Source organism: Photorhabdus sp. RM96S (assembly GCF_042879335.1).
Classification (GTDB): Bacteria; Pseudomonadota; Gammaproteobacteria; order Enterobacterales; family Enterobacteriaceae; genus Photorhabdus; species Photorhabdus kayaii.
This window is the reverse complement of the sequence record NZ_JBHFKT010000021.1, coordinates 22,728-43,266: the sequence shown is the minus strand read 5'-3', so window position 1 is coordinate 43,266 and position 20,539 is coordinate 22,728. Positions and strand designations below refer to the sequence as shown.

22 protein-coding genes and 2 pseudogenes are annotated in these 20,539 nt (G+C 36.8%); 11 read left to right on the top strand and 13 right to left on the bottom strand.

Features of this window, described 5'->3' with window-relative positions; translation table 11 throughout:
- Position 1 precedes the first annotated feature (1 nt).
- Together ACGF49_RS14100 and ACGF49_RS14095 are read left to right on the top strand one after the other, a co-directional pair.
- Positions 2-1,438: a phage tail protein gene (locus ACGF49_RS14100; protein WP_387491510.1), complete on the top strand. Its 1,437-nt coding sequence runs from the start codon at positions 2-4 to the stop codon at positions 1,436-1,438.
- On the top strand, positions 1,438-2,064 hold the full coding sequence (locus ACGF49_RS14095) for a tail fiber assembly protein (RefSeq protein WP_113041981.1): 627 nt from the start codon (positions 1,438-1,440) through the stop codon (positions 2,062-2,064). Before ACGF49_RS14100 ends, ACGF49_RS14095 begins: the two co-directional genes overlap by 1 nt.
- A gap of 44 nt (positions 2,065-2,108) precedes the next feature.
- Here ACGF49_RS14095 and ACGF49_RS14090 read toward each other — a convergent pair whose 3' ends face one another.
- Positions 2,109-2,531, bottom strand: a complete 423-nt coding sequence (locus ACGF49_RS14090) for a tail fiber assembly protein (protein WP_011147240.1) — start codon at positions 2,529-2,531, stop codon at positions 2,109-2,111.
- 2 nt (positions 2,532-2,533) lie between these two features.
- The gene (locus ACGF49_RS14085; protein ID WP_113041980.1) at positions 2,534-3,394 is read right to left on the bottom strand and encodes a pyocin knob domain-containing protein; all 861 of its coding nucleotides are present in this window, start codon (positions 3,392-3,394) and stop codon (positions 2,534-2,536) included.
- Between the two features lie 500 nt (positions 3,395-3,894).
- On the opposite strand from ACGF49_RS14085, the gene ACGF49_RS14080 reads away from it, so the two are divergent.
- The 3 genes from ACGF49_RS14080 (at position 3,895) to ACGF49_RS14070 (ending at position 6,479) form a co-directional block, all read left to right on the top strand.
- A complete protein-coding gene (locus ACGF49_RS14080) occupies positions 3,895-4,248 on the top strand; it encodes a type II toxin-antitoxin system HicB family antitoxin (RefSeq protein WP_228901333.1) in 354 nt (117 codons plus the stop codon).
- A gap of 835 nt (positions 4,249-5,083) precedes the next feature.
- Positions 5,084-6,061, top strand: a complete 978-nt coding sequence (locus tag ACGF49_RS14075) for a glycosyltransferase family 2 protein (protein ID WP_113041979.1) — start codon at positions 5,084-5,086, stop codon at positions 6,059-6,061.
- A 259-nt stretch (positions 6,062-6,320) separates the two neighbouring features.
- Positions 6,321-6,479, top strand: coding sequence for a hypothetical protein (locus ACGF49_RS14070; RefSeq protein WP_158536537.1), 159 nt, complete (start codon positions 6,321-6,323; stop codon positions 6,477-6,479).
- 111 nt (positions 6,480-6,590) lie between these two features.
- Here the strand turns inward: ACGF49_RS14070 and ACGF49_RS14065 are convergent, their stop codons facing one another.
- Entirely contained in the window at positions 6,591-6,719 is a 129-nt protein-coding gene (locus ACGF49_RS14065) for a hypothetical protein (RefSeq protein WP_350388554.1), read from the bottom strand.
- Between the two features lie 628 nt (positions 6,720-7,347).
- On the opposite strand from ACGF49_RS14065, the gene ACGF49_RS14060 reads away from it, so the two are divergent.
- From ACGF49_RS14060 to ACGF49_RS14050, 3 genes are all read left to right on the top strand, one after another.
- A complete protein-coding gene (locus ACGF49_RS14060; RefSeq protein WP_113041978.1) occupies positions 7,348-8,430 on the top strand; it encodes a glycosyltransferase in 1,083 nt (360 codons plus the stop codon).
- A gap of 304 nt (positions 8,431-8,734) precedes the next feature.
- On the top strand, positions 8,735-9,508 hold the full coding sequence (locus ACGF49_RS14055; protein ID WP_387491502.1) for a glycosyltransferase family 25 protein: 774 nt from the start codon (positions 8,735-8,737) through the stop codon (positions 9,506-9,508).
- 159 nt (positions 9,509-9,667) lie between these two features.
- Positions 9,668-10,438, top strand: coding sequence for a glycosyltransferase family 2 protein (locus ACGF49_RS14050; RefSeq protein ID WP_011147237.1), 771 nt, complete (start codon positions 9,668-9,670; stop codon positions 10,436-10,438).
- A gap of 450 nt (positions 10,439-10,888) precedes the next feature.
- On the opposite strand, the gene ACGF49_RS14045 is transcribed toward ACGF49_RS14050, so the two are convergent.
- Both ACGF49_RS14045 and ACGF49_RS14040 read right to left on the bottom strand, forming a co-directional pair.
- The gene (locus tag ACGF49_RS14045) at positions 10,889-11,317 is read right to left on the bottom strand and encodes a type II toxin-antitoxin system HicB family antitoxin (RefSeq protein WP_113041977.1); all 429 of its coding nucleotides are present in this window, start codon (positions 11,315-11,317) and stop codon (positions 10,889-10,891) included.
- 24 nt (positions 11,318-11,341) lie between these two features.
- A pseudogene (locus ACGF49_RS14040) lies at positions 11,342-11,496 on the bottom strand (type II toxin-antitoxin system HicA family toxin).
- A gap of 269 nt (positions 11,497-11,765) precedes the next feature.
- On the opposite strand from ACGF49_RS14040, the gene ACGF49_RS14035 reads away from it, so the two are divergent.
- Entirely contained in the window at positions 11,766-12,338 is a 573-nt protein-coding gene (locus ACGF49_RS14035) for a phage baseplate protein (RefSeq protein WP_113041976.1), read from the top strand.
- Between the two features lie 70 nt (positions 12,339-12,408).
- Here ACGF49_RS14035 and ACGF49_RS14030 read toward each other — a convergent pair whose 3' ends face one another.
- The 5 genes from ACGF49_RS14030 to ACGF49_RS14010 all read right to left on the bottom strand — a co-directional run bounded on the left by ACGF49_RS14030 (position 12,409) and on the right by ACGF49_RS14010 (position 16,892).
- Complete coding sequence (locus ACGF49_RS14030; RefSeq protein ID WP_113041975.1) at positions 12,409-13,365, bottom strand: glycosyltransferase; 957 nt, start codon at positions 13,363-13,365, stop codon at positions 12,409-12,411.
- A 546-nt stretch (positions 13,366-13,911) separates the two neighbouring features.
- Complete coding sequence (locus ACGF49_RS14025; protein WP_113041974.1) at positions 13,912-14,538, bottom strand: tail fiber assembly protein; 627 nt, start codon at positions 14,536-14,538, stop codon at positions 13,912-13,914.
- A complete protein-coding gene (locus ACGF49_RS14020) occupies positions 14,538-15,356 on the bottom strand; it encodes a phage tail protein (protein ID WP_387491495.1) in 819 nt (272 codons plus the stop codon). Before ACGF49_RS14020 ends, ACGF49_RS14025 begins: the two co-directional genes overlap by 1 nt.
- Positions 15,357-15,820: 464 nt before the next feature.
- Positions 15,821-16,393, bottom strand: a complete 573-nt coding sequence (locus tag ACGF49_RS14015; protein ID WP_165577952.1) for a hypothetical protein — start codon at positions 16,391-16,393, stop codon at positions 15,821-15,823.
- Positions 16,394-16,718: 325 nt separating this feature from the next.
- Positions 16,719-16,892 carry a hypothetical protein gene (locus ACGF49_RS14010; RefSeq protein WP_158536536.1) on the bottom strand — a complete coding sequence of 58 codons (174 nt, stop codon included), beginning with the start codon at positions 16,890-16,892 and terminating at the stop codon, positions 16,719-16,721.
- An 86-nt stretch (positions 16,893-16,978) separates the two neighbouring features.
- On the opposite strand from ACGF49_RS14010, the pseudogene ACGF49_RS14005 reads away from it, so the two are divergent.
- Positions 16,979-17,140: pseudogene (locus ACGF49_RS14005) on the top strand (IS4/IS5 family transposase); the annotation flags it as partial.
- An 85-nt stretch (positions 17,141-17,225) separates the two neighbouring features.
- On the opposite strand, the gene ACGF49_RS14000 reads toward ACGF49_RS14005, so the two are convergent.
- Positions 17,226-17,516 (bottom strand): HigA family addiction module antitoxin, encoded by a 291-nt coding sequence (locus ACGF49_RS14000; RefSeq protein WP_011147221.1) that lies wholly within the window; start codon positions 17,514-17,516, stop codon positions 17,226-17,228.
- Complete coding sequence (locus ACGF49_RS13995; protein WP_109791673.1) at positions 17,513-17,794, bottom strand: type II toxin-antitoxin system RelE/ParE family toxin; 282 nt, start codon at positions 17,792-17,794, stop codon at positions 17,513-17,515. The genes ACGF49_RS14000 and ACGF49_RS13995 overlap by 4 nt, the downstream gene beginning before the upstream one ends.
- A 212-nt stretch (positions 17,795-18,006) precedes the next feature.
- On the opposite strand from ACGF49_RS13995, the gene ACGF49_RS13990 reads away from it, so the two are divergent.
- Entirely contained in the window at positions 18,007-18,186 is a 180-nt protein-coding gene (locus ACGF49_RS13990) for a hypothetical protein (protein WP_191214754.1), read from the top strand.
- Positions 18,187-18,617: 431 nt separating this feature from the next.
- Here the strand turns inward: ACGF49_RS13990 and ACGF49_RS13985 are convergent, their stop codons facing one another.
- Positions 18,618-20,144, bottom strand: coding sequence for a trypsin (locus ACGF49_RS13985; protein WP_387491488.1), 1,527 nt, complete (start codon positions 20,142-20,144; stop codon positions 18,618-18,620).
- Positions 20,145-20,539 lie beyond the last annotated feature (395 nt).

Here is a 20,539-nt window from a genome sequence, read left to right as displayed (position 1 = left end):
AATGGCTAAAAATGATTTTAAAGCATTTGCCATTGGTGAAAACGCGAATACTTTGTCACAAGAAGAATATGAAAGTTCAGATTTTATTGGGGAGGGTTTTAAATCGGGAATAGCGAGGAGTGAGCGCTTAAATAAAGTTTGGCGCCAATCTTCGGTTATAGCCGCGGTGATAGGGAAATATATTGCGGAAAAAACCGGGGAAGACGTTATGGATGATGGAGACCTGGAGAAACTCGTAGCGCAATTGGATTTAGCATTAAAACATAAAATTACTACGGAAATCCCTGCTGCTTCACTGACGCAGAAAGGCATATCGCAACTCAACAGCGCGACAAATTCTGACAGAGAAGATCAAGCGGCGACACCGAAGTCGGTCCACGATGTTAGAAAAATCGCTGAGAGCAAATTGAGTGGTGTTTCTGATGCCTCATTGACTCAGAAGGGGATTGTACAACTGAGTAATGCAACAAATAGCACAAATGAAACCTTAGCGGCGACGCCAAAGGCAATTAAAGAAGCATATGATTTTGCAAATACAGCAAACGTAGCAGCTAAAAATGCTCATGATGAAGCAAACAGGGCTACAGATAATGCTAATAGCAGATTGGCAAAAAACCAAAATGGAGCAGATATCCCTAATAAAAGTGAGTTTATAAAAAACCTTGGTTTAACAGAAACCGTGGCATTGGCAAAAAGTGCTGTGCCGAACAGCCGGAGAATTAATGGCAAGGCGTTGAGTGGGGATGTCAGTTTGAATGCCGGGGATGTGGGGGCTTTACCGATTTCGAGTACATTAAGCGCTCAAACAGGCACCTTAAGAATAAACAATGGATCGAATTGGCCGAATATCGAATTCAGAGCAGCAAACAAGCATTTTATCGGTATTGAAGGAACAGCTGGAAATCGTTTGACAATATACGCTAATGATGAAAACAGCAATCGCAAATATACTTTAGCAACACCAGAAAAATCCGGCACGTTAGCAACACTTGATGATATCAACATATCTGTCGGCTCACCCATCCCATGGCCGTTACCAAATGTGCCTGCTGGCTATCTCGCATGCAACGGTCAATCATTTAATAAATCACTATATCCACAATTAGCTATAGCTTATCCATCAGGTGTGCTGCCTGATTTGCGCGGTGAATTTATTCGTGGCTGGGATGATGGGCGCGGTGTAGATCGTGGTCGTGGGGTTTTAACTCATCAGGGGGATGCAATTCGTAATATTACTGGTTATACCCCAGGTACAATTTTACGTGGAAATAATAATTATGGAGGATGTTTTTCTCTTTCAGGCGAAAAGGCTCCAGGAAATGAATATACAGATGTCTGGCAAAAACAGGTTCTCTTTGATGTTTCACGAGTTGTCCCTGTTGCTTCAGAGAACAGACCTCGCAACATTGCATTTAACTACATAGTGAGAGCAGCATAATGGATACACAAAAATACTCTTTAGAATATGAGATTGCCATATTGGGTAAAGATGGATTAGCAGAAAAAGCGGGCTGGCTGACAATCTACCATGCAGCGCCTAATTCAAGGGAATTTATTGGCACGACACCAGAATATCTGATGAAGGGAGTTGGCATACCGGCGAGTTCCTATATAGATGCCCCGACACTTCCTGACTCCGATTCTCTGGCTGTCAGGCGCACAGCAGACGGAGATCACTGGGAAATTGTCTCCGATTACCGGGGAAAAACAGCTTACAACACACAAACTCGCTTACCGCAAGAAATTACTGATCTGGGTGAACTACCCAAAACCCTGACATTCGAACAACCTGCTACTCATTTTGATAAATGGGATGGCTCAAAGTGGGTGGCGGATAAAGCGGCAATAAAGGACAGTGAGATTGAGCAGGCAGAACAACTACGCGGCACACTGTGTACACAAGCTAATGAAACCATTACGTTACTCCAATATGCCGTTGATACGGAATTGGCTTCGGAAGAGGAACAGGCATTGTTACTTGAATGGAAAAAATATCTGGTATTGCTGAACCGTGTTGACACTTCATTGGTCCCTGATATTAAGTGGCCTGAGATGCCAGAATGACAACAATAAGGGCTGCTTATGCAGCCCGATAACAAAAATACATATCAGTATGGTTTTTTAGGCCAGTTAATGTCCGGTGCTAATGTGACATCAATACGACTTAGTGATATTTGGTATTTTTTCCAAGCTACTAATTGTGCTTTTTCCTCATCATTTGCCATATTTAGATCAATAGCATCTTGTAATGGTGCGATTTGGTTTGTTGCTTCAGCTATTAATTGCTGTTTTTGAAATTTAGCCTGTTGCTGTAATTCTTCTTTTGTGGGGGGAGGAATATCTGCCCATTCTGGTAAGCCATTTTTACCCGCTATTCGGTATTTACCCTCTGGTGGAATACTGCCAGCAAACTCAATGAAAATAGCCTCATTAACTTCCACTGCATCATTTGGAAATGAACCTGCATTGATATAGTCTTGTTTCCATTCGGCTGGATAAAATGCGTTAGTTGTTGCACTGTAATAATACATAATTAATACCCCACTGCGAACCAATAATAACCTACACTAATACCAGTATTAGCATAGTCATTAGTCAATTTGAATGAAGATGGACTTAGAACAGCGGAGTAACCATTAGCTATACCACCACTGGCCCCTAGTCGATTCACTGTCAACATTACATTCACACATGCATTAGAGAACCTAACTGGTAGCTGAACTGTGATAATCTCTAGAGGCTCTAGAACTCGAGTTACGCCCCACTGATAAATCACTCCAGTATCGCCACATTTCCACCAACCATTTGTAGACTTTAAGGCCATATTTTTGCTGCCATATCGCCCATCACATTCACCTGTGGTATATGCGCCTAGCTCGCCCGGTGACGGTTTGTTTACAGCACTATAAACACGAATACTTGGGTATTCATACACACCTCTGCCGGAAATAGACCCTGTTGCATCCACATACCCATTCAAAACACCACCGGATTTTGGGTAAGCACTTTTCGCCAAATTCACCGTGTCTGTTAAACCAAGTTCACTCGCAATAGGTTTATTCTGCGTGTTATATTCTTGTGCCCAAGGTGTCCATCCCGGACCGCTCCACGGGTATAAAGCCCGTGTATATATCCGACTGCTATTATAGACAAAATAACGTTGAATAGTGCCAGCAGCCTGTAAAACAACAAGAGAACCAGCGGATGCTTCGGGGTAGTTTTTACCGGCTGTCGCTTGTACATTCAAACCCTGATAATAAAGCCCTGGCGTTTGATAATCATTTAAATCGGCTTTGTCAGGGATCGATATTGCTTGCCCATTAAAGATATCTTGAGAGGTAATATTGACATCCCCACTTAATGCTTTGCCATTAATTTTCCGGCTGTTCGGCACGGCACTTTTCGCCAATTCTACCGTTTCTGTTAAACCAAGGCTTTCTGTAGTTCATTAACTGACGGCAATCTTTGTCAAAGCAGCTTTTAAAGGCATTCAATGGGACTCAATATGGTAAAAATTGGGCAGATCTGAGTACCAATAAATAACCAAAATAATGATTGAGAAAGAAATGTATTAACTATGATGGAATTACGAACAATAATTGGGTGGAAAATATACAGAAAATTAGCATCACTTTGCGTTTTAACGCAAGTTCATTTGAGATAAATAGATTTACTTTGTGTGTATGCGTGCATATGCTTATGTCAGGTTGGGAGGATATGAAATCAACCAACCTGATAAAAGAGCTGATTGCTGTTGGACGCGAACTTAGAAGGAGTTACCAATAACCGGAAAGACATACTCGGTTCCGCATCCCAAAAAAGATTGCCATCGGTATTATCAAATCTATAAAGAAAATGGCGGGGATTTAATCCTCGCCGACTTTGGAGGTCATCATGTTTTTTTCAGTAGGTGTTGAGTTATCGAAAAATGAAAATACAGCGTATGGTTTGGTCATTCCTGCTCTGTGTGTCGAAGATTATGGCTGTTTTTCTGCCGCGGATAATAAAGAAGACATTGCGATAATGGCGTGTAAGGCTATCTTGTTAACAGTAGAAGATATGGTCGCGAATAATAGCGCAGTTGAACACATTCAGGATGCTGGCTATCTGGTTTATGCAAAAAACACAAAATATCAATACATTGATAACTGGTTTGTTATCAACGTTGATTTATCTGAGTTTTCTGGAAAGCAGCGGCATATTAATAATCGTGACAAAGAAAGTTTGGCACAATACGATATTGAATAACAAAAGAACTTTAAAAGATGAGCTAAATAAAAACACTATTTTGCAAATCATAGTTATACAACTCTTAATTGTGTCTATAATAATAAAAAATCATGGCCTGACTTTCTTCACCCATGAACGAACAAATACACGCAAAAACATCAAACGCAAAGTTGTTAAAATTTTATGTTTTCTTTTTGTATATCTAGCTCGTTTACTGTTGAATGAACTTCATTTCCTATCGATGAGTTGCGGGAATGCTCAGTGAGATTTATAACGATAAATATTTTCATTATATTTTTATTTTGTGTAATTAACTTTACATAGTGAAAAATAAATTTACTACGTAATTCCTATTGGTGAAAAATATACTGATTTTTTACCCGGGAAATTTTTTCGTTCTACTGTAAATCTAGATTCTGATAGTTTTTTTAATTTTGCGACAGTTACCAACCTATGAAAAATCACATTCTTAACTGTGTAAAACTAAGGCTAATTCGATATAACAGCAAAAACTCAGCTTAAAAGCTATAAAAAGATTCTGGAAGTGTGATGGTACAGGACTGATTTTATTAGTGAGCGAGTAATAATGTTACTAGATAGAGAACATTTTTCACAGTAAATCTTCACCTTAGTCATTAATTGATACAATTAATGGGAGGAAAGCAGTATAATACCCCATATCGATCATATTGATAATCAATTAAATGTCTTTAAATTTGACAATTAGGAGCAGGAATACTGATGTTGGTTCAATTCACACATGTACTTATATCAGAATATATATTTAGTATTGAAAGCTCTTTATTGAATAATTCTAAAGGATTCCTGTAGGTAACTAGCGGATTGTACTATTATGAATAATGATGTATTAGTTTCAATTATCATCCCGGCCTTTAATGTCGAAGATATTATAGAAAATGCTATTAATAGTGTTCTTAATCAGACATATAAAAACACTGAGATCATCATTGTCAACGATGGATCAACTGATGGCACAATGGATGTTCTTAACCGGCTGTCTGAACAATACTTCAATATTGCGATTTTTTCTCAAGAAAACAGAGGGATTTCCGCAGCAAGAAACATTGGCTTAAGTAAAGCCAAAGGAGATTATGTCACTTTCCTAGATAGTGATGACTCTTTTGAGCCTTCGTTTATTGAATCGGTGTTGCGAAAAAATAGTGAGACAAAGAGTGATATTACTTTTTGTTTGTTCAAGAATGTTTATACAGGCAAAGAGATTTATTCTAAAGATTATCGAGATTTAAATAACCTGGCATTCAATTTTTTGAACTTTGATTATTTTGGCATTTGTTGTATGTTAATTAAACGTGATTTTTTGCTAGGAAATAAAATTTGGTTTGATGAAAACCTAATTGTAGGAGAAGATATTTCATTTATTTTGTTATGTATCTGTAAAGCAAAATTTTCTTACATCCCAGAATATCTTTATAATTATATTTACCGAAGTGATTCCATCATGAATAAGAAGTGGGGTGTAAAGAATTATATAGATGAAATCCAAGCTTGGGACACGATTTATCAAGATATGGACATGCAATACCATAACGAAGATCGTGAAATCTTTATGAAGAAAGTTAAATCAAAAGCTTTAAGCCTAAAAGGCCAGCTAATGTGGAAAATGCTAGCATCCAAAAGATTTGATGAGCTTTCTTCTTTTTTATCCGATTTTTCTTATCAAAGACAAGATGCTGAATTTATTCGGAAGAGAAATAATTTTTTATTTAGGCTAAAAATAATTAATTCTAAAAATAAAATAATTTGGTTGTTGGCTAATTTATTACTGACTAAAAGGAAAGATAAAATTTAATTTTTATATAATCATGACAACAATCTAAATGGCCTGTAAAAACAGGCCATTTTAGACTGTTAATAAGCTTTATATTTTTACATTAACAATTTTTCATAGTATGAAATTCATTTAGAAATTTTATCTTTTTTTACTGGTCAATTGTTTGTGTTTTTTAATGTACTTTATTTTGGCGAGAAAATTGCTGAGATATAGCAATTGACGGCTTATCTTAGAAAATGCACAATTTAAATTACAGGCTAGATAATTCATTGGCTTGATGGAAACGGTGGAGTTGGAGAAAAATGCGGTATCAGCTAATGGTGGGAATTATCCAGGAGCATTTAATTTTTCAAAAATCACAACAATTGCAAAAGAGCGCAATTCTGTTCAACTTGTATCATGTGCGGAACAAATCTTTTTATTTTTACAGAGTTAATATTTTGCCAATTAGTTTTTGAAGTTTTTTCATCAATTTAGGTTCGAAAGCCCACTACGATTACGAAGTGTAGAGAATTCAAAGCTCTTGATCAAAGTTGGTTCATTTAACTCACACTCTCCTAGTATTATTAAGCCGTGTTGATGTTTCATTAGTACCAAACATTAACTGACCTGAAAAACTATCCCCGTCATCTTTCAAGTTGCCTCTTTGTTGGCTGCACTCACTCACCCCGGTCACATAGTTCTCTATGCTCCCGGGGATTCGCTCCCTTGCCGCCGCGATGCATCTTGAAATCCATAGGGTATATATTCACATGTCAATCGATAACCAAAACGACGATTTAAAGAAAAAGACATTAACCATTCAGGAATTACCAGCAAGTTCTGAGTGATAAATCAGCGAATTTACACGGTTTACTTTCGTAAATCATACAACTTTTTATCTTTTCAGTTCTTGGGATGATAAGCAGATATTACAACTGATGCTTTGATATTCCACTCTCCTTTGTGAGTTGTATATTAGTGTTATAGCTAATGCCTTCTAGTAACTCACAAGATAACTGGTGATAATAACAAGCTAGTAATATATTTTTTTAAATAAATTCATATACATTTCCCTATACCAGAAAATCATAGTTATATTTTTATACCATGTTAATTCTCTTTCGCTTTAAGTATTCAGGTTTTAAAAAATTCTTGAATATTCTGATTCACATTATGAAAATCATGTAGTATGGTGCTAGTGAATAGCTTGAATTTTGGTTCTTTTTTTCATAATACAAGCTACCTTTTACCGTTACATGAATATGTTATTGATATAGAGATATGAAATTCATAAAAACCCATATAAGAAGGTTAGATTAATTATGAAAGCTAAAAAAATCATTATCGTAGGCTATGACATGTCTGGTTTTGGAGGAAGGGAAACTGTATGCAAAAAATTAGTAGCTTTATTATCAGAAGATTGCCCAGCGTCAGACGTCAGTTTCTTCTTTATCAATGATATCCGCCAAGAATCTGTTGAAATAAATGATGATTGGTTAAATGGAATGTCATTTCATCGCATCCGTTCTAAGATATATAACACAAAAGCTCGCAGAGTACACTTTGCCTTTTTATTCTCTAAATTTATGAGAAGAGAAAATCCGGATATCATTATTGCGATAGATCCATTAAGTTGTTACATAACAAGTCTGGCAAAAAAATTAATCTTTTCTAAAACTCCTCTATTTTCATGGGTTCATACTTCTCTTGATCAATTGTATAAAAATATTTATGCAACAAAAGCTGATTATCACCTTTCTATTAGTTCAAGTATAACTCAACAATTTATTGATAGAGGTGTTAATCCAGATAAAATTTTTACTATCTTCAATCCTGTTTCTCAGAAAAGCGAAACAATCCCTCAACCAAACGGGAATATAACTAAATTTCTATATGTAGGCAGATTAGCCGACGGTCATAAAAACATTAGTGGTATGTTTAAGGCATTATCGCAAGTTCATGGTAATTGGGAATTAAATATTGTTGGTAGTGGTTGTGATGAGAAAATATTACGCAGTGTAGCGGATAATCTAAATATAACCAGTAATATAGTATGGCACGGGTGGCATAAAGAACCGTGGTATTATATTATGAATGAAATTAAAGAAATTACAGCACTGTTATTAACTTCAGATTTTGAGGGGTTTCCTATGGTATTAAGCGAAGCTAATGCTCAAGGTATATATTGCATAAGCTCTGACTGCAAAACTGGCCCTGCTGATATCATAAAGAATGAAATTAATGGTGAACTATATCCTGTTGATAAACCATCTGAATTAATAAGTAAATTGCAGGATATAGTTAGCGGAAAAAAACTATCTGACAGTAATACAATAAAAATGGCTATTTCCAATTTATTTGATTCAAATTATTTAAAAAGAGTGAAATCAGCACTTAATATTTGATGATATGCACTAATTAACACAAAAGAGATTATAATGCAAAGTTCACATTAAGGAGTATTCTACTCTGTCTATCGGATAGTAAAGAATCTTTCAACACTAATTTTTATATTAAATCATAGTGTTTTATTTTTTTTAAAAGAGTATTTATGAAGATAAGAAAAAATAGGATTTCAAAGAATGGAAAATATTTTAGCCTTTCATATGAGGGGATCTTGGTACTGTAGCTAAGTAAAATATCAATTTATATTATTTTAAAATTAAGTGGCTATAAATTCCATAGTTTATCTTTTACTTAAATCTTCTCATGATTTTACCAGAAAAAATGAAAATTTTTATAATTAACTTAGAATCAGATATCGAAAGAAAATACTCGATGTTACAGCAAGCATCATCCTTAGGATTAGATGTTGAAATAATCAAAGCGGTAAATGGCAAACAACTTTCCAAAGATGAGGTGATGAAGCTTAGCCGCGACTTTTACAGTAATGGAATGACTCTTGGTGAGTTAGGATGTTCGTTAAGCCATCTATCTGTTTACCAGAGAATTGTTGATGAAAACATCCCCTTAGCTCTTATCATGGAAGACGATGTAGAAATCAATAAAAATATCTTTTATGTACTGAGAGCATTGGATAAACTCAATGCAAAAAATCCGAATAAATCCAATGTCATTTTACTAAATAAGACCACTGAATATATTGACACTTTCAAGAAAAATATAACGGGTCAGTATTATTTAGTTAATGTGATTGAAGCAGCTTGTACTTATGGTTATGTAATTAATAATTACGCTGCACAATGTTTACTTGATTTTCTACAGCCCGTTTGGCTTGAAGCTGATAAGTGGCGTTTTCTCAATGAAAGACGGATCATAAAAGTGAAAGCAGTGGTACCTCCGGTCATCTCTACAACGCCGCTATATCTTCAATCAAACTTGGCGCTAGAAAGAAAAAAACAAAAGCAGAGTAGGCAAGAATTCTTCAGAATTCAAAGAAAAAGAAGGTCATTATACGTAAAATTATATACAATGTTTTGGCGGATATTTATCCGCTTATTGGTGAAACGGATAAAGCCATAAATATTATATTGAGGATATTGATAAGTTCAGGTTTAATATATGATCTTTTACTAAAAAATACTTAAAATTAAGTTATCGTTCTGACACTATGAAAGTAGTATTTTGTTTGTTATCATACCAAGTAATAGTGAATTTTATAAAAGTCAATGAGTAAATATTATGTTATTTTCTGATTCAAGTGATGTTACCCTGGTCATTACAAGTTGTGGCCGGTTTGATTTATTAAAGCAAACTATTGAGTCGTTTGATAAGTATAATTCTTATCCTATAAAAGAGGTTGTTGTAACGGAGGATTCTGGAGATAAGTCTATTCATTCTGTCATACCTGAGCACTGGCTACCATACTGTGAAATTATTTTAAACAATCCTAAACTAGGGCAAATTAAGTCAATTGATCTGGCATATAGTAAAGTAAAAACTGACTATATCTTCCATTGTGAAGACGATTGGCTTTTCTATAGAGATAGATTTATTGAGGATTCTTTTGTTGCTTTGAAGTCTGATAAAAACATACTCCAAGTCTGGCTCAGAGATTTAAAAGAGGATGTGATGCTTCATTATCCATTCCATTACCCTAGTAATTTTAGAGAATTAGAAGGTGTTTGCTTTTCTACTCTGGAAAGCAATGATTTCAGATGGAGGGGATTCAGTTTTAATCCAGGGCTTAGAAGAAAATCAGATTATGAATTATTCATGCCCTATAATCTAGCAGGTGATACAGAGATGACACTATCAAAGAAGTATGCAGAAATAGATAAATATGCAGTTATTTTAGATAAAAGCGCAGTTAGGCATATCGGTTGGGATGATCATATAAAAACAGATGAAGAGATAAGACAGAGGAAACGCGAAAATAGAAGGAAAATAAAGTATTTTACTTTTGGTGTAATTACAGGATGCTTTTTAATGTATTTTATTAAAGGATTTTAATTAATATCTATTTGATTTATGTGTATTAATGAGTGATCTAATGGTTTGCGGGGGCTTCATGCAAATTAAAGGGTTTTATATTTGGTTCCCGCAATATTTACGAGTTTTCCTCCTGATACTTTACTTTAGTAAATTTCAGTAAACTATCGGCTTCCTTAGTTGCATGATCATGATAGATAACTCTAAAACTGAAAGTGTAATACATCTCATAATGCGAGTAAAAGAGCACTATGTAAACTCGTTAATTTATCATCTAAAGCTTGTTCATGGTTTTTTCAAGATGAATGTATTTTTCTCCAAATAAGTCGTTATTTTGGTTGCTTTATGACCAACAAAGAAGGTGCGGCACCTATCATTCGGGTTTTGCGTTCATACGGCAGTGTAAAGGATTCACAAACATAGTATCAATTGAATGCTTTTTAAACTATGGCACACCCATGCACCATAGTGTTACCTAAGTTCATGTCTTGCTGCTTTAGCTAAAAAGTGACTTCTATTTCGATATTGTGTCGGACTTTCTTTGACGCGATTATCAATACGCTGAATGAGCGTATCGGGTAATGAGATATTAATACGCTGTTGCTTTCCGGAAAATTCAGATAAATCAACATCAATAACAAACCAACTATCAACATATTGATATTCTGTATTTTTTGCATAAACCAGATAGCCAAGGTCCTTAATTTGTTCAATGGCTCTACTGTTTGCAACCATATCTTCAACCGTTAACAAGATAGCTTCACGTGCCATTATCGCAATGTCTTCTTTATTATCAGCAGCAGAAAAACAGCCATAATCTTCGGTACACAGCGCAGGAATAGCTAGACCATACGCGGTGTTTTCATCTTTCGGCAACTCAACACCTACTGAAAAAAACATGATGACCTCCAAAGTCGTCGGGGATTAAACTCTCGCCATTTTCTTTATAGATTTGACAATACCGATAGGCAGATCTTTTTTGGGATGCGGAACTGGAAATGTCTTTCCGGTTATTGATAACTCCTTCTAAGTTCGCGTCCAACAGCAATCAGCTCTTTTATCAGGTTGGTTGATTTCATATCCTCCCAACCTGGCATAAGCATATGCACGCATACACACAAAGTAAATTTATTTATCTCAAATGAACTTGCGTTAAAATGCAAAGTGATGCTAATTTTTCTGTATGTTTTCCACCCAATTATTGTTCGTAATTCCATCATAGTTAATATATTTCTTTCTCAATCATTATTTTGGTTATTTATTGGTACTCAGATCTGCCCAATTTTTACCATATTGAGTCCCATTTAATGCCTTTAAAAGCTGCTTTGACAAAGATTGCTGTCAGTTAATGAACTACAGAAAGCCTGGTTTAACAGAAACCGTCAATTTGGCGAAAAGTGCAGCTAATATCAACACCATTTATCCTGTCGGAATCGTAGTTTGGTTTGCACAAAATAAAAACCCAAATACACTGTTTCCAGGTACTACATGGAAATATATTGGTGAAAATAAAACAATTCGTTTAGCTAGTACGAGTGGCTCAAACGTACTGAGTTCTGGCGGTTCTGATAGTGTTACGCTCTCAGCAACGCAGTTACCTGTACATAACCATTCATTTAGTGCAACAACTAGTTCATTTGATTATGGGACAAAGACAACAAACACAGCAGGAAACCATTACCATACTGTAAATGGTATGGGAAGGCCCGGAGATATACGTCCAAAAGTATCTACAACCTCAGGCGGGAGTTATACTTTCCAAAATCCAGATACTAACTCAGCAGGCAATCATAACCACATTGTAGCGATTGGTGCCCATAGCCACTTAGTAACTGGGACAACAAGAAACACAGGTAGTGGTTCAGTGATAAATGTAGCTAACGCCTATGTAATGTTAATGGGTTGGTATCGTTCTGCATGAGTTAATTGATGGTTTAATTCCTCTTTGTCATTTTAAAACAAGGAGGAAACCAATACGAAACTAGCAAGATTTAGTGAAATCCTACTTTATAAAGAGCAAACGCAATGAAACGGGAAAATGTTTTTACTCTTTGAGTGTCATTTATATTGTGAATTTTTTCTATTAAAGAAAACCATTTTTTTACTGTGGACTCTCTACCATATTGTTCAAATCTTTTTTTTCCATTAGATACCATTGATGTATATAAATCTGGTCGGTTTCGTAGTTGATCCACTGCCTCTATGAATTGCTCTGGTGTCTTGGCAATTAAATAATCTAATTCACTTATTCGTATAGCTCTCATAGAAGGTTCATTATCACAAATTAAAGGGCAACCAGCACTCCACGCATTGATAAGTTTGCTAGCCGGCTTTCTCATAAGGTCAGGGCTACATTCTTTCCTAAAACTTATAGCTATATCGATGTCACTATAATTAGTCCAGTCATCTGTTGATATTCTAAGTGCTATACCTCTTTTATTTAACTCGCTTATAAGATTTTTATCTGTAAAAAAATCAGGTAAAGCATCAACATGTCCAAAAAAACCAATAGTTTTTATTTCATTGCTATCTTTAGATCTGCATTTTAAGTTTGGTTGTGGCCAGTGTGGTAAAAAGATTTTTCTAGGTTCTGTTTGTAGTGGATTTTGTACAACGGTATAATCAGCTCCATAAACAGGGGGACGATCAGCTTGACAAACAATAGTGCATCCTATCCACGGCTTAGTTCTAAAGCTAAAATCATCGTAGTGTAATATATTAACTGCATCAGCACGGACTTGATTAGTTAATGTAATATCAAGATAATTACCGTAGTAATATTTGAGATTAATTAAAGTTTGAAAAACCCAGCAAGCTTTACCTTTACGATAAAATCTATCCGGAATAGAATCAGGATTGATTTTTTGATTAATTATCTCTTCAAAATCATAAGCATAGTTGTTTATGAATTTTTGGTTAGAAACACCGTTAACGATAATCTTTTTCATTGTTAAGCTACCTCCTAAGTTTTAAACTTTAAATAATATCATCTTTAATATTTAAGTTAACATAATTATAATACGTTATAAATTGTTTTTATAAATTATTTCGAACTGCACTATCCAATTATCCGGAACTCAATAATCATATCTAACTAGTTGAATTATAAATAAGTTTTCATTTGGTACTAAGGAAAAGTTTTACCTATTACTGAGCGATTAAAAGAGACGTAGCTTTAGAAACTAGATTGGCTGAATGGGAGGCGTTTTACAATTATCACTGGCCGCATGGTAGCTTGAAAGGTAAAATACCTCATGAAGCTCTTGTTGAAAAAAATGCTCTGTTAGGCGAGGTCGTAGATTTCACTCGGAACCAATTAAATAATCCCTCTCAGAATGAACTGCACTCCTAATTAATTACCTAAAGGATTATCCCAGAATGACAACAATAAGGGCTGCTTATGCAGCCCGATAACAATCGAAGTCAGAAATCTTTTTATCCATATCACCCAGAAGAACCCTTAAAATAGCAGTAAGGGCCGTTTGGCCCCATCATTACTTTGGCACTTCCGGCCACGGCACATCCGGCGCTTGATTCACATCTACACGAGTAAGCAATACTCTGTATTTTCTCCATTCGAGTAGAGCTTCTTTCTCTGAGTCTGTAGCGACTTCTAAGTCAACAGAGTCTTGTAGCAATGAGATTGTTTCATTTGCTTGTTGTAACAGTGCTGCCTGCTGTTGTTTTGCTTCATTGATTTGATGAGACTTGAGTAAGTCTTTATCAACTACCCACTTTTTGCCATCCCATTTGTCAAAGTCGGTGGGCGGTTTCTTGAATGTGAGCGTGTCGGGCAGCTCACCGATTTCCGTAATTTCAATAGCCGTACGAGTCAATGTGTCGTAAGCGATTTTTCCACGATAGTCAGGCAGGATTTCCCAGCATTTACTGTCTACACTGCGACAAACAGCCTCATCATGAGATTTAGGTAGCTCTGGCGCATCAGGATAAGCGCCGGCTGACAAACTGACACCGAGCATGACATATTCGATATCAGAATTTGTGAATTCTCGCGTGATTTGATTCGAGTGATAAACCTTTATCCAGCCTGCCTGAATTGCCAAACCATCTTTACCTAAGATTGCTGTTTCATGTTCTAAAGAGTATTTCTGTTCAGTCATTATGCTGCTCTCACTATGTAATTAAATGCGACGTTGCGCGGGCGGGTTTCGTTTGCTGTACGTGCGACGTGTGATGCGTCGAATGTAACGTCATCGGCACCCCGTTTGCCGGAGGGATAACTTGCATATAACCCACTGCTTGAATTTCGTGTCGCATTAAAGGCACCCGATAAACTTTCGAGCTGTGAATAGCCGTCCATCAATCTTACTGCGAAACCGCCAGTAATATTTTGAATTGCATCCCCCTGCCACGTACCACACACACGCCCCGGATCGACTCCCCGACTATCATCCCATCCTCGAATAAATTCGCCTCTTAAATCGGGCACTCTACCGGCAGGATAGGCTTCCGCTAGCTTCGGATATAAAGATTTATCAAATGTCTGACCGTTGCAAGTGAGGTAGCCTTGGGGTGTATAACGATGCGGATACGGAAGCGGGACGCCGACGGGGAGCGCCGGATTTGTTGTGCTATATTGAATAGTCCAAGGCAGGTATTGCTCCGGCCCATCCCAAGTTTGTCGTGTCGCAATATCTCCGTGATGAGAATAATATGTTTGATGAATTCTCTGATCATTACTCTTAAATACAGAAAGAAATCCATACGCGTAAATTTTACCGCCATTATAAACGGGTAAGTCAGTTACAGAATTAGGATTAGCGATAGTTACAAGATAGATACCCGTTTCGCGCATGTCCGAGAATCTGCCATTATCGCTCAGACCACCGCGAACATCTGGAAAAGCCCCCACATCCCCGGCATTCAAACTGACATCCCCACTCAACACCTTGCCATTAATTCTCCGGCTGTTCGGCACGGCACTTTTCGCCAAATTGACGGTTTCTGTTAAACCAAGGTTTTATAGAATTTATAAATTAACAATAAATCGTGTTGAAGCAGTGTGCTAGGGCATTAAATGGGGATTGAAAGGGTAAAAACTGGGTATATCTGTGTGTTAATAAATGACCAAAATGACGATTATGGGGAACAGAATTGCAAATGGTTTAATTGTGAACAGCTATTGTGCATAAAATAACCTAAAAATGGTCAAGGTAGAGCACATATATTGGCAAAATGCGTGCCTTTCCCAATCATGGTGGAAACAGATTGGCTATGATCTGTATTAGTCACTATTTTTTTCTGATTTGCGTATTCTGATTCTGGAGATTTGTTATAACGAAATAAACTGAGAGTTACCTGTAATCTTGTATGGGATCTGGTAACCATATCAAAACAGGTAACTCTCAATTTTAGATAAAGTTTCAACTAACACATCCAAATTTATTTAACGGAAAGCTCTATATTTACACTTCGATTTCTTACCCAAAAAGCCTGGCTGTTATAACAAATCTGTCCTCCGCAAATAGCATTTTCAACTATATCAGGACACCCTTTAATCAATGTATACCATTCAGGGCCAGATCCATCTGAATTTGCATGACCACGACCATGCCGAAATGTTAGTGTACAATTTTCTGTGTCGGTATTGGCAACATTAATATAACTAACACTCCAATCGACAGTTTTGGTTTCATTTGTACATCCATCTATCCAGTTATTATTATCCTGTAAATTTCCCAGATAGGTTTTACCTGCCTCTAAGCGTATTTTTTCATCTCCACTATCGTACATGCAATTAGATGATTGCGTAACAAGAGTAATACTCTTTGTCGCTGATGAGTTTTTAATTTGTAGTGCATATGTGGCTGATAAATTAGAAATTCTACTTTCTGAAACTTCTAATGTTGCCTCCTTATCGGTAATGTTTTCTTTTGTCTCAGCAGCTAAAGCTAATTGTGTTGATGAAGCTAGAATCACAATAGTTGTACCAATTAACGTTTTCAAAGTGATCATATTAATAAACTCCTTTGATGAAATTATTCGGAGCCTCATTAGGTGATTTTTGTGGGTCAATTTTCACCCGTTAAATAGCTTCCATAAGATATTAATAACTCATCCCATTAAAATTATTTTATTTGTACTTAAGCAAGTGTTGTTGGACGTTATTGATATCGTAATTATAAGTATAATTCATATTTTTATCTGTTGAATTGTTTTTTTAAATGCACATCCTGATGAAATGTTTGTGAATGCATCTTTTACGGATGTGGTTTATTATGTAAATAATAACAAATTGGTTTTATCTAATTTCAAAATAATTCCATCAATTATAAAAACATCATCTGTATGTTTGTTGTATTAATATGATTATATACCCGTCATCTTTCAAGTTGCTTCTTTGTTGGCTGCACTCGCTCACCCCGGTCACATCGTTATCTATGCTCCCGGGGATTCGCTTCCTTGCCGTCGCCATGCATCTTGAAATCCATAGGGTATAGGTGATGTTTATCATATTAAACTTGAAAAAACTGAGACGTTTTAATTGAATTGATATTTGTCAGTAAAAATGAAAAAATCAGCAAACGCTCTGAAAAATCCGTCCTGAGTTTATTAGCCACGCTGAGTACGATAATCCTTTGGTTAATAGTATTCAATGCTGAAAATAAAGGGCCTTCACTTGAGATATCAGGCAAATAGCCTTAAATCGAGACGAGTTATTTCTTATTTGATATTACGGAGAATGTCTTACGACATTCTCCGTCAGATTATTGACAAAGTGCTGGTTTTTTTATCCGGCGCTCTGTTTTAATTCAGCTCCGTTCACCAGACGGAGCTTGCCGCCATGTTAAGGTATTGGCGTAAACAGGGGAGTGAGACGAGTTAAATCTATTTCCTGTTTAACTTGTGCCAAGCTATACGCTTCCTGGAGTCTCAGCCACATTTCCGGCGTACTGCCGATCACGTTGGCTAAACGAACGGCCATTCCTGGCGTTACTGCCGCGCTACCTTCAACAACACGCCCAATAGTTGACGGTGAGACATCCAGTGCACGAGCAAGCGCTCTAAGACTAATATTTAAGTGCTCTATCTCGTCAGAGATATAGCGCCCCGGATGGGGTGGCATACGTTTAGTCATTTATGATAGTCCTCGTAGTTCAGTATATAAACATCACCATCGTTAAATTCGAAAGTTAACCTCCAGTTACCCGATACGCTTACCGCCCAAATACTCTTTCGATCTCCTGTAAGTGGGTGAAGTTGAAAACTCGGTAAACTTAAATCATTCAGGCCGCTTGCTAAATCTAATGCGTTTAACAGTAGGTCTAGCCTGTTAGCGTGGTGTGCAACAATTCCCGCCGTGGTTCCCTTCTCATAATACTTTCGTAGCCCTTTATGCTTCCAACTTTTAATCATTGTTTGAGTCCTGTTGCGTTACGAGAGACAGCATAACACGTGTCGATCATTGCGCAACAACATTTTTCTGATGAAATAATATCAGATTATTGACAAAGTGCTGGTTTTTTTATCCGGTACTCTGTTTTAATTAAGTTCCGTTCACTAAACGGGGCTTGCCACCTTGTTAAGAACACCCACTCTCCAGACTTTCCCGCCAGAAACACTCTCGCTTGACGAGCTGGTTCCTAAAAATCATTTATACCCTATGGATTTCGAGATGCATCGCGGCGGCAAGGGAGCGAATCCCCGGGAGCATAGATAACTATGTGACCGGGGTGAGTGAGTGCAGCCAACAAAGAGGCAACTTGAAAGATAACGGGTATAGTCCGTCAAGTCGATGCCGCTATTAATTTCGAATTTATCCGCGAATTAGTTGCCCCATTGTATTGCCACAATAATGGCTGTTCTGTTATCTATAGCCCAAAATATTAAGAAGATAGCCTTGCTGGTCGCAATGCTGTGTTGTTTTTATCTCAGGAGAGCGAGCATTTTATTGCAGGATAAGCGAAAATAACGCCTTGGTGGAGGATTACATCGGGTTAATGAGGAAAATGGATGGCATTATGATTCATAATAAAAGAAACAAACCCCGTTATTTTCAACGAGGTTTGTCAGCGGTATGGTGTCGAATATCTTTCGACATTCTCCGCTAATTTTACTAGTGATAGCTCTCGACAATGTATTAAACCATTTTGCCAAAATCTATCGAAATAGGGCTTTGATTTATTAGCGCTGAGTTTGTGGGGATTTTTCAGCGCAAATGCAGGCCCATTTTAAAAATTTATTTTTGTTCTCCAAAGTCCTCAAAAAATATTGCACTTATGTTGCCTGCTTGATCTAAGCCATACATACAAAAGCGTATTGGAGAGTCTTTCTTTTTAATCGTAATCGGTACTCTTCTATAAGTAGAGTAATTTTTATAATCATCGCATTTTGTCGATTTTCTTGGGCCTGCTTTATAACGTATGTCAACAACTTCCCAAGGTCTAAATCTGAGGTCGATAACCCAGCTATCATCTGTTTCAAAAAGTAATGTTGAATCCGGTCTTATTCCCGGAAGGGTGTTATCAATTTCACGTAATTTTATTGATGCGTTAGATGTACTCTGCCAGCGTTTATTTGCAGAATGTTGCCCAATGACACACATGGTATATATCCCTTCTTTGGAAGGAACGGTAAGTTTTTCCAGCGGTTGTGTCGTGACTGGAACAGGTTTGCTGTATCCTTTAGGATCGGTACAATCAACATTACTCGCAAGTCCTCTTTTATAGCGAATATTATCAAAACCTTTCTCTTCAAGGCGTAAATTCCAGGTGACAGGTTTGTTGTTAACGGTACCCTTTGTAATTAATGGGCCGCTGGCGTTAATAGTGATCCCTTTGCCATCATCAAATTTACTTAAATCCAGTTTTCCATCAGAAGTAAATGCACGTGCAATTTTATCAATAGGCATATAATAGCTGGCACCTGTACGTGAGAAACTGTGATCGATAATAAATTCACAAGGTCGGTTAAGACCGCAACCCCAGTAACTTCGATCGACGGTGGTATTTAATACACCAATTATCTTGGATTGATCTTTTAACATAACCGGTGAACCCGAAGTTCCTCCTGCAACACCGGCGCAATTAACCGCAGCGGCCGGAGACCAAGCCCATATGCCTTCATATACAAGCGAAGCTTTTCCAGTAATGTTGCAAGCCGAATAGCGCAGATAACGTTTATCACTCTCTATGCCATTGACCGGAATATGAGCAAGTTCAATCTGCTGGCTGGTTAATTCTAATGCCGATGGTTCATGATCTTTTTGTAAGGTTACCGGCAGTATTCCGCGCTTTGCCAACTCACCATACGTTGCTTTAAGTCTGAAAACCGCAAGGTCGCCGCCTTTCATTGTTGCGTATAAAACCCTATCAACATCAACAGGTTGGTGTTCATTAATTAAGTCAATAAAGTAGTTTGGCGTGTATGTCCAACCTGGGCCTACAGGTTGATCAATGATGACTTCATTCGTGTCTAATGAAGAATCAAAACAATGACCAGCAGAAAGAATAAGTGCTTGTTGATTGGCATCAGGGGTTTCTGAACCGGCAATAAGTGTCGCGGTACATTGGCCTCGACCGCTTAGTTTTCCCACATGCTTAAATCGTTCAGCGCCCGGATCGGTGGATTTTAATAGTGGAGCTTCGTTACTGGTATTGTCTTGTAGATCAGCAATATGCTCGCTGTTATTTTCGGGAAGTGCGTGTGCGAAATAACTTGTTGACACAATCCCTGTAATAAGTGTAGCTAAAAAAATTTTTCTCATGTTTTTACCTCATGTTGTTTACATTTTTAATCTTTCCATGTAATGGAAACAGACATTCAATGAAGAAAAAATTATCGCTAAGTGTTTTTAGAGCTTTAATAAATCCTCTATATGAGTATTTAATGTTTACTAATTTATGAATTAATAGACAGTTTTTTTAGCGCATAAGATCATTCTATTGGGTGCCTGTTATCCATAGCCAATAATAAATAACATAAAAATCAGCCAAATAGTTTTATATACTGCAATAGAGCTATAACGTTCAATGGAACGAGAACTGACTATAAAGGTTTTTCTGGTATAAATTCGTTGTTATAAAGGATGAGTTGATTAAATGAGAGTTGAACTCCGGGAGAGTGTATATTTATGAGTTGTTACTAAATTTATCACCCAGA